The 13,212-nt window shown below is 61.9% G+C and carries 9 protein-coding genes; 6 read left to right on the top strand and 3 right to left on the bottom strand.

Features of this window, described 5'->3' with window-relative positions:
• Window positions 1–8 precede the first annotated feature (8 nt).
• Window positions 9–701, bottom strand: a complete 693-nt coding sequence (locus QEH57_RS18755; protein WP_309008313.1) for a hypothetical protein — start codon at window positions 699–701, stop codon at window positions 9–11.
• A 149-nt stretch (window positions 702–850) separates the two neighbouring features.
• On the opposite strand from QEH57_RS18755, the gene QEH57_RS18750 reads away from it, so the two are divergent.
• The 5 genes from QEH57_RS18750 to QEH57_RS18730 all read left to right on the top strand — a co-directional run bounded on the left by QEH57_RS18750 (window position 851) and on the right by QEH57_RS18730 (window position 6,250).
• On the top strand, window positions 851–1,873 hold the full coding sequence (locus QEH57_RS18750; RefSeq protein ID WP_309008312.1) for an NAD-dependent epimerase/dehydratase family protein: 1,023 nt from the start codon (window positions 851–853) through the stop codon (window positions 1,871–1,873).
• A gap of 72 nt (window positions 1,874–1,945) precedes the next feature.
• Window positions 1,946–2,434, top strand: coding sequence for a phosphohistidine phosphatase SixA (gene sixA / locus QEH57_RS18745; RefSeq protein WP_309008311.1), 489 nt, complete (start codon window positions 1,946–1,948; stop codon window positions 2,432–2,434).
• Window positions 2,435–2,488: 54 nt separating this feature from the next.
• Window positions 2,489–3,409: an SDR family oxidoreductase gene (locus QEH57_RS18740; protein ID WP_309008310.1), complete on the top strand. Its 921-nt coding sequence runs from the start codon at window positions 2,489–2,491 to the stop codon at window positions 3,407–3,409.
• Between the two features lie 95 nt (window positions 3,410–3,504).
• Window positions 3,505–4,206, top strand: a complete 702-nt coding sequence (locus QEH57_RS18735; RefSeq protein ID WP_309008309.1) for a hypothetical protein — start codon at window positions 3,505–3,507, stop codon at window positions 4,204–4,206.
• A gap of 157 nt (window positions 4,207–4,363) precedes the next feature.
• On the top strand, window positions 4,364–6,250 hold the full coding sequence (locus tag QEH57_RS18730; protein ID WP_309008308.1) for an ATP-binding protein: 1,887 nt from the start codon (window positions 4,364–4,366) through the stop codon (window positions 6,248–6,250).
• 3 nt (window positions 6,251–6,253) lie between these two features.
• On the opposite strand, the gene QEH57_RS18725 is transcribed toward QEH57_RS18730, so the two are convergent.
• Window positions 6,254–9,505: an FG-GAP-like repeat-containing protein gene (locus tag QEH57_RS18725; RefSeq protein ID WP_309008307.1), complete on the bottom strand. Its 3,252-nt coding sequence runs from the start codon at window positions 9,503–9,505 to the stop codon at window positions 6,254–6,256.
• A gap of 141 nt (window positions 9,506–9,646) precedes the next feature.
• Here QEH57_RS18725 and QEH57_RS18720 point away from each other — a divergent pair, with 141 nt between their 5' ends.
• A complete protein-coding gene (locus tag QEH57_RS18720) occupies window positions 9,647–12,859 on the top strand; it encodes a DEAD/DEAH box helicase (RefSeq protein WP_309008306.1) in 3,213 nt (1,070 codons plus the stop codon).
• A 26-nt stretch (window positions 12,860–12,885) separates the two neighbouring features.
• Here QEH57_RS18720 and QEH57_RS18715 read toward each other — a convergent pair.
• Window positions 12,886–13,212 (bottom strand): transposase (locus tag QEH57_RS18715; protein WP_309008305.1); only part of this gene is annotated, 327 nt, incomplete at its 5' end.

The following is a 13,212-nucleotide window of genomic DNA, read 5'->3' as shown; positions in this document are numbered from 1 at the left end:
CCATCTGCTTACTTCAAAAAAATCTCCAGCCCCGCCGCCGCCAAAAACGCGGACCCGATCCGCTCGAAGGTCTCCATCAGCTCCCCCGCCGTCGTCAGCTTCCCGTAGCGCACCTCCAAGACCGCTCCGTCCACGAAGATCTCCCCCGCGATTCCCTCGATCGTCACCGTGCAGCTCGAGCAATCCGACGGGTAGTCCACCCGCCGCTCCCCGCTCTCGTCCTCCTCCACCGCGTCGATCACCGACTCCACCGAGACCCGGCCCGCCAGGCCGCAGCGCAAACGGTCAAACCTCCGCCCCACCGCAGCGTTAAACGGGGCCGACTCCAACAAGTCCCGACTCGCCACATCCTTCACGCAAGTCTCCACCACATAGTCGCTCGGTTCCTCCTCCAGCAATTCGTAGCGCAACTCCAAGACGAAATCCTTCGTCTCCAGACGGGCAAAGCCCGCCCCCACCTCCAGCGAAATCTCCTTCCGCTTGTAGCCAAACTGCTCCCGAGCCGCCTGAAAAAGCGCCTCCGCCTCCTCCGTCAGCTCCTCCTCGCACAGCTTCTCCAAAAACGCCTGCGTCGCTCCGCAAACCCGATCCGGCACCGTGTGACGCTTCTTGTCGAAGGCCGCCAAGCGCCGCACCTCTCCCTGCATCCTGCCCACAATCGCCAGCGAGCTCACCAAACCTTTCGCATCCACTTCCTTCATCGAAACCGTTCCGCCTAGCTAAGAATCCACCCTCCCCACGCAACCCAATTCCCAAACCGCATCCCAATCCCTCGTCCCATCCGCCCCACCCTCAGAACCCAAAACTTCATCCTTCACCCTTCCCCTCTCAACCTCCAACATCCCGCCCCATGCCTTCCATTCCCGAACCCACCGCCCTTCCGCCCCGCCCCGTGCTCGTCACCGGAGTCAGCGGATTCGTCGGCCTCCAGCTCGCCAAGCGACTCCTCGCCCAAGGCTGCCAAGTCACCGGCATCTGCCGCAAGCCGCGCCCCGACATCGAGCAGCTCGGCATCAAGATCATCTACGCCGACCTCGCCGACACCCCCGCCATCCGAGCCGCCTGCCAAGGCATGCACACCGTCTTCCACGTCGCCGCCAAGGTCGGCATCTGGGGAAACTTCGCCGACTTCCACGCCACCAACGTCGAAGGCACCCAAGCCATCGTCAACGGCTGCCGCGACTTCGCCGTCAAGAAGCTCGTCTACACCTCCACCCCCTCCGTCGTCTTCAACGGCCGCAGCATCGCCGGCCAAGACGAATCCCTCCCCTACGGCGAAAACATCCCCTGTCCCTACCCCACCACCAAGGTCATCGCCGAAAAAGCCGTGCTCGCCGCCCACGACCAGCCGCCCGGCCACCTCAAGACCGTCGCCCTGCGCCCCCACCTCATCTGGGGCAACGACGACCCCAACCTCGTCCCCCGCGTCCTCGAACGGGCCCGCGCCGGCAAGCTCCGCATCGTCGGCGACGGCGACAACCGCGTCGACCTCACCCACGTCGACAACGTCGTCGACGCCCACCTGCTCGCCGAAATCGCCCTCGACCGCAGCGACAACAACCCCGGCGGCAAAGCCTACTTCATCTCCAACGGCGAACCCGTAAAGCTCTGGGACTGGATCAACGAGCTCCTGCAAAACCACGACATCCCGCCCGTCCACCGGCGCGTCAGCCTGCCCACCGCCCGCCGCCTCGGAGCCGCGCTCGAAGCCGCCTGGAAACTCCTCCGCCTCCAAGGCGAGCCCCCCATGACCCGCTTCGTCGCCTCCGAACTCGCCAAAGACCACTGGTTCGACATCTCGGCCGCCCGCCGCGACCTCGGCTACCAACCCCGCATCTCCATGTCAGAAGGCATGAAACGCCTCCTCTCCTAGCGCGGAGCTTCAGCCCGCGACCGCGCTGCAGGATCAACCCCTTCATACCTCCACCCTCAACCTTTCACCAACATGATTCAACACCTCTACCTTCTCCGCCACGCCCACGCCGAATCCGACGCCCCCAGCGACGCCCTTCGCCCCCTCAGCCCCAAAGGGCACCGCCAGTGTGCCCGCCTCGCCAAAGCCTTCGCCAGCAACCAAATGCTGCAAACCGCCGCCATCTGGCAAAGCGGCCTGGTCCGCTCCTACGAAACCGCCGAAAACATAGCCCTCGGCCTCGAGCTCGAAGTCCCCCTCCAGCAGCGCGACGGCCTCGCCCCCTGCGACGACCCCACCCCCGTCGCCGCGAAGCTCAACGCCCTCGACCACAACTGCCTCGTCGTCGGCCACGAGCCCAACCTCTCCTACCTCGCGTCCCTCCTGCTCGCCGGCGACGACAGCTTCCAACGCATCGTCTTCCCCAAAGCCTCCATCCTCTGCCTCAGCCGCATGAAAGTCGGCCCCCAGTCCACCCCCTGGCAAATCGTCTGGCACCTCTCCCACAAGCACTTCAAGTAGACGCTACAACGGTCGCGATTCACCCCCTGCCACCCGGAACCCAGAACCCAACCAATGAAAATCCTCCTCACCGGAGCCTCCGGCCTCCTCGGATCCGCCTTCGCCCAAGCCGCCCGCCGCCGCGGCCACCACGTCCTAGGCATCACCGGAAACTACTCCGGCACCCTGCCCGGCCCCAACGAACGCAAGCAGCTCGACCTCGCCGACCTCAACGCCCTCGAAGCCTACGTCCTCGAGCAATTCCCCGACGCCATCGTCAACTGCGCCGCCATCTCCGAACCCAGCGCCTGCGAGGCCGACCCCGCCGCCTCCCGCCTCATCAATGTCGCCCTCCCCGAAAAGCTGGCCCTGCTCGCCCGCCACCTCTTCGCCACCTTCATCCACATCTCCTCCGAACAAGTCTTCGACGGCGCCGCCGACCTCTACTACCGCGACACCCCGCCGTCCCCACCCAACGAATACGCCCGCCAAAAGCTCGAATCCGAACACCGCGTCAACGAGCTCGCCGCCGAATTCACCACCACCCTCCGCCTCCCCCTCCTCATGGGCAACAGCCTCACCGGCACCCGCAGCCTGCACGAACGCCTCCTGCTCAGCTGGTCCCAAAACAAGCCCACCCCCCTCTTCACCGACGAATACCGCCAGCCCTGCCTCGTCGAAAACGCCGCCGCCGCCATGCTCGAGCTCTGCGAACGCTCCGACCTCAAAGGCGTCTACCACTGGGCCGGCGAAAAGATCCTCTCCCGCTACGAGATGGGCCAGCGCATCGCCCAACACTTCGGCCTCCCCGCCGAACAACTCGTCCAAGCCGCCCAACGCGGCGACGATCCCCGCTTCGCCCACCGCCAAGCCAAGCTCGCCTTCGACCTCACCCCCCTGGCCAGCAAGCTCAAGACCCGCCCCCAAGCCTTCGCCGACCAGCTCGACGCCCTCGTCGTCCCCAAGCCAGTCCGGACCTGGTACCACTCCCAGTAAGCCAGCGCCCCAAAACCAAGGCCTCCCTCCGACCACCGCCCCCGTCACTCTTCAATTGACCTCGACGCCCTTTCTCTAACTGTAGCAACCGACACATGGCGCACTCTCTCCACCTCATCCCCGACATCACTGGATCAGCCGCACAGCACATGGCCTTCGACGCCCTCCTGCTGCAGCGCTACGAGCCCAAAGACGCCATCCGCCTCCGCCACTACGAGTGGAACCGCACCGCCTACACCTTCGGCCTCAGCCAACACTACTCCTACATCACCTCCGAGGTGCCCGACCTCAGCGCCGAGATCGTGCGACGCCCCACCGGCGGCGGCCTCGTCGACCATACCAACGACTGGACCTACACCCTCGTCATCCCCAGCACCCACCCCTTCGCCAAAGGCCAACCCGTCGATTCCTACCGCGCCGTCCACCAATGCATCATCGACGCCATGGAAAAGCAGGACCTGCAGTGCGAGCTCAACCTCTCCGCCCCCGACACGATCACCCCTAGCGTCTGCTTCAACAAAGCCGAGCTCTACGACGTCATCCTCAAAGACCTTCCCAGCAAACTCGCCGGCGCCGCCCAAAAGCGCACCAAGAACGGCTACATGCTGCAAGGCTCCATCTGGAAGCCCCTCGCCAGCAAAGTCAGCTGGGAACAGTTCTACAACGACTTCTCCATGGGCCTCGCCACCCTCCTCGACGCGGAAATCGAATACGTCAGCGCCCCCTCCTGGCGCCCCGAGGAAGAAGTCGCCCTCACGGACCAGTTCGACTCCGAAGAGTGGAACCAACGCCGCTAGCGCCCGTATCCTAGGTACGAATACAGAACGCCAACCCCATTTAAATTAAAGAGCGACCCTTTCAACAATCCAACTTGGGCTACGACCCGACGCCCACCCTCTGGCACCCGCCAGCCCCAGCCCGAAACGGGCCCCCGCATTCGGAACGATCGACACCATGAAAAACCAACCGAATGACGAGGAACCCAGCGCCTTGCACCAAGATATCCAAAACCGCTTCGGCCTGCTCCCCAACTTCTTCCAGCTCTCCCGCAAAGCTCCGGAAATCATCGAGCGGCTCTGGGGCTTCGCCCAGCTCGGCTACCTCGACAACCCCCTCCCCTCGCTCTTCAAAGAGAGGCTTTTCGTCTACGTCTCGAAATTCTGCCAAGCCCGCTACTGCATCGCTCGGCACGTCGGCTTCCTGCTCGGCCTCGGACACCCCTCCGGCGACCCAGAATCCAAAACCCAAACCGTCGACGAAGTCGTCACCCTTATCTCCCGCGCCCTCCCTCGCGGCGAAGCCATGCAGGAGCACTACCAGCGGCTGGCTGACCTGAAGTGGTCCAACCAAACGCCGCCGCTCCCCGAATCGGACCACGAAAAAAGCCTCTTCGCCTGCGCCACCCACGTCTTCCTGCAAAACCAGGAAGCAGTCGAGAGCCTCGCCGCTCTCCAAGCCCACTTCTCCCCCGCGGACCTCGAATACCTGCTCGCCTTCCTCACTTTCGTCCGATCCGCCCACTACTGGACCCAAACCCACCCCGAGCTCGAATTCGAAGCCGACATCTCCGAACTCATCGATGTCAACAGCGAGCTCGCCACCTGCATCCTGAGCCATCCGGAAAACGATTCCGCCCAGGTTGCCCAAGTCCTGCAAAGCGAGCTCAGCATGCTCCGCCGCGAGCACCAGCTCCTCAAGGAAGTGGAACGAGCCAACGCCGAACTCCGCGAAGCCGACCGACGCAAGGACCAGTTCCTCGCCACCCTCGCCCACGAGCTGCGCAACCCACTCGCCCCCATCTGCTCCGGCATCACACTCCTCAAGTCCCAGGCCCACAACCCCGAATTCATCGCCGAGCTCAGCCAAACCCTCGAGCAGCAATCCAACCAGCTCACCCGCCTCATCAACGACCTGCTCGACGTCTCCCGCATCACCACCGGAAAGATCACCCTCCGAAAGGAACGTACCAACCTCATCCACTCCATCAACTGCGCCCTCGTAGCGACGCAGCCCCTCTTCCAGTCCACCCAGCACGAGTTCGTCTTCGAAACCTCCTCCCAAAGCATACCGCTCGACGGCGACCCCCACCGCCTCACCCAAATCTTCTCCAACCTCCTAAACAACGCCGCCAAGTACACCCCGCCCCGCGGCAGAATAACCGTTTCGGTCGAGACCGACGGCGCCTTCGCCAACATCCAAGTCGCCGACGACGGCATCGGCATCGCCCCCGAGGACCAACCGAAGATCTTCGAACTGTTCACCCAAATCGGCAACGCCCAGGTCGACGGGCACCAAGGCCTCGGAGTCGGACTCCACCTCGTCAAGAAGCTGGTCGAGCTGCACGACGGCGAAGTGCAAATCCAAAGCGACGGCCTCGGCAAGGGGACGACCCTCTCCGTACGGCTCCCCATCGCCCCCCAAGCCCCCAGCGAAACCACCCTTTCCGCAACCAAGACCGCGCCCAGCCTCTCTAAGCAAGGCCGCGTTCTCATCGCCGACGACAACCCCGCCACCGCGAAGCTCCTGGCCCTGAGCATCAAGCTGCTGGGCATCGAAACCCAAGTCGCCGGCAACGGCGAAGAAACCCTCGAGCTCGCCGCAACCTTCCTGCCCCACGCCATCGTCATGGATATCGGCATGCCGCTCCTCAACGGCTACGAGACCGCCGCAGCCATCCGCCAGCAACCCTGGGGAAAGAAAACCACCCTCATCGCCCTCACCGGTTGGGGTCGCGACGCCGACCGCCAAAAAGCGATCGACGCAGGCTTCGACCACCACCTCGTGAAGCCCGCCGGAGTAGACGAAATCGCCCCCCTGCTGCAGGCCATCGCCTTCGACTAAGCCCTAGCGTAGCCTGAAGACCAGCAAGGACCCCTCGTTCATCGAAACGAGCAGCTCCCCCTTGCCGTCCCCGTCCAAGTCCGCCCACTGCAAGCGGCGCGGATAGCCATAAGCGCTCAAGCCGCTCTTCCACGGCAGCATGGCCTCGAAACTCCCGCGGCCGTCGTTGAGCAACAGACTCACATGCCCGCGCAAGAAACGCTCCGCCCACAACTCCGGCGGATGCATCTCGTGAGCCATCACCAAATCCAAGTCCCCATCCGCGTCCACGTCCGCAGCCAACAGGTCGATCCCCACCCCGCTCTGGGCCCATCGCGGCAAAGCCCGCTTTCCGAAGCGCCCCGCCTCCCCTTGCATCAAAACCACGCTGCGCGTTTCCGTCATGTCGTAGGCCCGATACTTGGACAAAAGCTCCGGCGTAAAGATCGCCTCCACCTCCATCTCCGCAAACGCGGAAATCGTCTCGCTCGTCTTATCCATCAAACCGGGAAACTGGATATCGTGCAGCTCCCGATTCTCCATCGGCAAAACCCTCCCCTCGCGCACGTACGCTTCGATATAGGTATTCTCCAAATACGGATTGTCCGGAGCGAATAGCCGCACCGGCTCCGACTCGCTCGCCCGATACTTCGTATTCAATCCATAATTACCGAAAACAAGGTCTAAACGCCCGTCCCCGTCGAAATCTCCAGCCGCCACCGATCGCCAAACGCCCCGCATGCCTTCCGTTTCAAAAGCGTCCTCCACCCGCGACAAAGTCCCCTCGTCCGCACGCCAAAGCAGCGGAGCGTCCCAAAGCACCGCTTGGACCAAGTCATCCCTGCCATCGCCATCCCAATCCACCGCCAACAACTCGCTCGTGTTACCGGAACGTCGAAACGCCTGCGCGAAGGAACTTTCCTCGTCCAAGACAAAACCGTCCGCCTCGCGACGCCAAACGAGATTGTCCTCGTACTGCGGATACATCCCCTTCACCGATCCACCAGCAACCAGCAAATCCAGATCGCCGTCCCCATCGTAGTCGATCACCGCGCTCGCCCCGGAGGCCACCGGTTCAGACCGCAACGCCCGCCGACTCGCTCGCTCGAACAGCCCCGTGCCATCGTTGAGGTAAAGCCGATCCTCGTAGAAGTCGTCCTCCCGCTCGAGCTCGATCCCGCCAGACGAAACGAACAAGTCCAAATCCCCGTCCCCGTCGCAGTCCCAAAGCCGCAAGCTCTTGTCCTCGCTGTCGAAGTCGTCCTCGAAGTCGTCCTGCTCCGCCCACTGCAAGCCCTTGCCGGAGCGATTCAAAAACAAGCGCGTCCCTTGCCCCGTCGCTCCCCCTAGGACGACATCCGCGAAACCATCCCCATTCACGTCGCCTACCGCCAGCTCCGGGCCATCCCGAATCTCCACCGCAGGAATCAAGAGCTGCATCGGAAACATCTGGTAGGCATCCTCCCTGCTCACGGACTCCTCCGAAACCTCGATATCCGAACGGACAAACAACGTTTCCTCGTCCTTCCAAAGCAGCCCTCCCTCGTCGCTTTCCCGGATCCGATACCGCCTGCCGGGCTCCAAATCCCGCACCGTCTGCCGCGCCCCGCTCGGCCACTGGATTTCCAAACGATCGACCCTCCGACCCTCGCCCAAACCAAAATGCGCCACCGCCTCGTCATTGGACAAGTATCCACGCGTCAACGACACCTCGCGCGTCATCACCTCGTCACCCACAAACAAACGCAAAACCGCTCCCACTCCTCCGCGATTGCTCTCCACCCCTTCCAGCTCCACCAAGAGGCGATCCCCCTTGTCGCTGTTGTTTCGATAAAGCGTCAAGTTGCTCTCCATGTTGCTAAGAGCCATGTCCAAATCCCCATCCCCATCGAAGTCCGCGCAAGCCGCCGCGAAGCTCACCCCTAGCAAATCAAGACCCCAAGCCTGGCTTACGTCCTCAAAGCGATAGTCACCAAGATTTCGATACGCCAAATTCTGTTCGTCGTACTGCGGACTATTCTTGAAATACGCCATGCGCTGCCACCCCGTCTTGGCCCGCGTCGAACGCTTTCCGATATCGCCATCGTGGAAGGCCCGCGCCATCCCGTTCGCGAAATACGCGTCCAGCAAACCATCGTTGTCGAAATCCACGAACCGCGTGGCCCAGGTCCAATCCGTCGCATCCAAGCCCAGCAGGTAGGAAACCTCCGCAAACTGATCCGGACCAATCTTCAGCGATACCATGTTCTTCATGTACTGGCTCACCGTTTTCGTATCCGCATACAGCAGCTTCGTAGAAATGGACCCGATCGTCTTGTGATGCTTCACATGATCGCGGGTCGCCATTTCAGACACCATAAAGTCGCTGTGCCCGTCGTTGTTGAAATCCCCGATATCCGCGCCCATCGCCGAATACGGAGCGCTCACCATCACCTCATCGATCACGTTCGTAAAGGTACCGTCCTGATTATTTCGATACAGCTTGTCCGCTGGCTCGAAATCGTTGGCAACGTAGATATCAGGCCAACCGTCCTCGTTATAATCCCACCAAATCGCCGCATGCCCCTGCCCGGCTCCCGAAATGCCCGCCCGCTCCGTCACCTCCACGAAACGACCGTCCCGATTCTCGAACAACAAGTCGGGCATGCCCTCCGGGATCCCGGACCGCTGCAGAAAGTTGCACTGCAGGTACAGGTCCAAGTCCCCGTCCCGGTCGTAGTCGGCGAAAGACGGCGCGTTCGAGCCGGTGTCAATCGCCAGCCCCCACTCCTCCGCGCATTCCCGAAAAACGCCCTGCCCCTCGTTGAGGTAAAGCTCGTTCGCGAAACCCGTATAGGTCACGTAAATATCCAGATCCCCATCGTTATCGATATCCAGCATCGAACTCCCCGCTCCAATCCCCGCTTTCCCAGCCAACCCCGCCCTCTCCGTAACATCCTCGAAGCGGAAGTCTCCACGATTCAGATACAACGCGTTCGGCGAATCCTTCCCCACCGCGAAAATATCCGGCAACCCGTCCCCGTTCACGTCGCCCAGCGACAAGCCGCTACCAAACGTACCCAAAAAATACTGATGCCACAGCTGCGTCCACCGTTGCGGATGGTCGTAGCGGTTCTCGAAGTGAATTCCCGAATCCGCAGCAGTCACCTCCTCGAAGAGCGGCGCCCCCCTCCGGGCCGACGGTTCTTCCAAAGCCTTCCACGTAACAACGGACTCCTCGGCAGCGAAACTCCCCGTACCCAACCCTAGCAATAGGGTCGCGACCAACGTTCTCATTCGGCAATTCCTCATCGTGAGCCCGTATCATTCCCTCCTTCCTCCCCCACGTCAGCGAAAAAACGTCCCTCCTTCGGCAAGCTGGGCTCGACTCCTGCCCATTATCGGCAACCTTTAGGAGTCCCCTTTTTCCTAAGACCTATGCCTGGCGAAGAACCAAACAACTGGAAAGCTGAACTCGAAGACAAACTCGGTCGCTCCTTCACCACGAGCGAACGGCAACAGCTGCAAGTCATCAGCGACCTCGCCGACGAATTCGACTGGCGCGAAGCGCTCTACGCCAAGGACCTCGAACCCTTCGATCCCGAAATCAAGATCAAGGTCCCCGACCCCAGCAAACCCATCAGCGACGGCATCTGGGTCGAAAAGCCGCAAACCGAGCTGGAGCTCCTCCAGTACGTCGCCTTCCTCCTCCAACGCTTCGACTCCCCCGTTCCCGCCTTCCTCGGCTCCCTCATCGATACCACCCACATCGAGCAGTCCCTCATCGAACGCGCCCGCGTCAAGGAAACCCGCCTCTGGCGCAACCGCCTCGGCAACCTCTCCCAACGCAAGTACGTCACCCCCGTCTCCACCCTCGAGATCCGCCTCAAGCTCTACGGCAAAACCCTCAAGTGGGAAGGACGCCACTCCGCGGAAGACAGCTACTTCAACATCACCGCCAAGGACTTCGGCCAATGGCTCTCCAAAGACTACGGCTTCCTGGAACGCTTCGCCCCCCATAGCCTCACCCTCTGCGCCCTCTTCCAAGAATACTACAAGTCCACCCAGCGAGCCCGCATCGACCTCGACAAGCCCGAAGACTGCGCCTTTCTCAACAAGCTGCTCCACCACCCCATCACCAAGGAGCAAATCGTCGGCACCAACGACCAACCCTTCGCCGTATCCGAAACCGCCCTACGCTGGACCGGTATCCAAAACGGCATCGGCGACGACGGCTGCTACGTGCTCCAACTCGAGCTCGAAGACGGCACCGCCGCTCCCTTCCCCCTCATCTACCTCGCCGGCGAAACGCCCCTCTACCTCTGCAGCGACACCCTCTACCACGGCCCGCCCCTACTGCGCCCCAACGAGCGGCCCAACAAACTCTTCACCATCCCCGCCGCCGCCATCGAAGCCCCGGAAGGCCTCCTCTTCCTGCGCAACCAAAAGCTGCCCCTGCCCGAATCCGTAGGCGACGACCTCGTCTGCATCCCCATGCAGGCCCGCCTCTACTGCCAGATCCGAAAGAACGAAGAAAAGTGGGCTAAGAAGACCTGGCTCGACTGCCGCCTGTATTCAGTTTCCCCCGACCAAGAATTCTGGTTCCTGCTCGGCAGCGACGGCTGGAAGCCCTGCGCCAACCCCGAAGAGCCAGGTTCCATCGCCAACGCCCCCGAGCGTACCCTCTTCGAACAGCCGCCCAGCGACTACGTGCCCGAAGTCCTCGAAGCCTTCGACCTCGAAGAAGAAGAGGACGAAGGCGTCTGGAGCCGGACGATCGAGCAAGGGTTCGCTCGCGAATTTATCGATTGGATACAAGAAATCCCCGACGACATCCAACTCATCCCCGACGAAGAGCTCGACACCCTCGTCGACGGACGCCCCGCCGGACGCTACGCCCTCACCGTCTCCCCCGACGACAACGCCGACTGGTTCAACCTCAAGCTCGATCCCCAATTCGTGGATACGAACCTCTCCGAAGAGGAAAAGCAGCTCGTCATGCGAGCCCGCGGCGAATACACCTACCTCCCCGGAAAAGGCTGGAAACGCTTCGAAGCCGAAGTGGTCGATACCGACAAGCAACTGCTCGACCAGCTCGGCGTCCACTTCGACGAAGCCGGCACCGGATCCCACTCCCTGCACACCCTCCAGCTCGCCGAAGCCAAACTCGAAGAAACCGCCTTCGAAGAACAACGCGAAGCCATCCGCAAACGCTCCAAGGAACTCACCGCCAAAACCGCGGCGGCCGTCCCCAAAGGCATCAAGTCCGAGCTCCGCCCCTACCAGGTCGAAGGCTTCAAGTTCCTCGCCTACCTCGCCCATAACAATTTCGGCGGCGTGCTCGCCGACGACATGGGTCTGGGTAAAACGCTGCAAACCCTAACCTGGCTCACTTGGCTCAAGCTCAACCGCCCCACCGACGAGCCGCCCTTCTCCTGCCTCGTGGTCTGCCCCAAGTCCGTCATGCACGTCTGGCACAAGGAAGTGGAAATCCACTCCAGCGCCCTCAAGATCGCCATCTTCGACCCCGAGGTCCACCACGCCGCCACCTGGCAGCTCGACGGGACCGACATCCTCGTCGCCAACTACTCCCAGCTGCGCATCCGCAAAGACCTCTTCCATCAAGTCAAGTGGACCGTCACCATCCTCGACGAAGCCCAGTACATCAAAAACCCCACTTCCCAAACCGCCAAAGCCGCCCGCGAGCTCAAGTCCGAGCACCGCGTCGCCCTTACCGGTACCCCCGTCGAAAACAAGGCCACCGACCTCTGGTCCATCTTCTCCTACGCCATGCCCGGCCTGCTCGGCAGCAAGACCTCCTTCACCAAGCACTACAAGGAGAACGATCCGCAAACCCCAGCCCGCCTCTCCAATCGCGTATCCCATTTCATGATACGCCGCAGCAAGAAACAAGTCGCCACCGACCTGCCCGACCGCATCGAGGAATCCCTCGTCTGCCAAATGGAAGGCGAGCAAAAGGACCTCTACCTCGCCGAGCTCAAGCTCACCCAACAAAAAGTCCTCGGCATCGACAGCCAGTCCGCCTTCGCCAAGGAACGCTTCAACATCCTCGCCTCCCTCCTGCGCCTGCGACAGATCTGCTGCCACCCCGCCCTCGTCAGTCCCGAATACAAGTCCGTCAAAAGCGCCAAGCTGGAAGGCCTCATCGACCTCGTTTCCGAACTGCAGGAAGAAGGGCACAAGGTCCTCATCTTCTCCCAGTTCGTGGAAATGCTCAAGATCATCGCGGAAGCCCTCAACGGCATCGGCTGCAAACACCTCACCCTAACCGGCCAAACCAAGAACCGCGAAGAGCTCGTCGACCAATTCCAAAACGACGACTCCATCACCGCCTTCCTGCTCTCCCTGCGGGCCGCCGGTTCCGGCCTCAACCTCACCGCCGCCAGCTACGTCGTGCTCTACGACCCCTGGTGGAACCCCGCCGTGGAAGCCCAGGCCATCGACCGAACCCACCGTATCGGCCAAAAGAATACAGTAAACGCCTACCGCCTCATCGCCAAGGACTCCGTCGAGCAAAAGATCCAAAGCCTGCAGGTTAAGAAGGAAAACCTCGCCAACGAAATCGTGCGCGAAGAAGCCCTCTCCGACATCCTCGACCTCGACAACCTCAAGCGCGTCCTCAGCCAATAGCTGCAACCCAAATCGCTAGTGTGGTGTCAGCCAAGTTCCTTACATATTTTATGGACCTTTCCTAGGATCAGGTCTGCGTCGGCGGTCCACTTGAACGGGCGCGGGCTCTGGTTGTAGGCGTCGATGAAGTCCCGGATCGCTTCCCTCAGCGACTTCAGGCTGGTGAAGGATTCGCGGCGTATCCGCTTTTCGGTTATGATTCCGAAGAAACGTTCGACCTGGTTGAGCCAGGAACTGTAGGTGGGGGTGAAGTGGACGTGCCAGCTTGGGCGCTTGGCCAGCCAAGCGTTCACCTTCGCCGACTTGTGGGTGACGTAGTTGTCCATCACCAGGTGCACCTCGTAGGGGTCCTC

The sequence above is a fragment of the Pelagicoccus sp. SDUM812005 genome (genome assembly GCF_031127875.1).
GTDB lineage: Bacteria > Verrucomicrobiota > Verrucomicrobiia > Opitutales > Opitutaceae > Pelagicoccus.
This window is presented reverse-complemented; position numbering and strand designations above follow the sequence as displayed.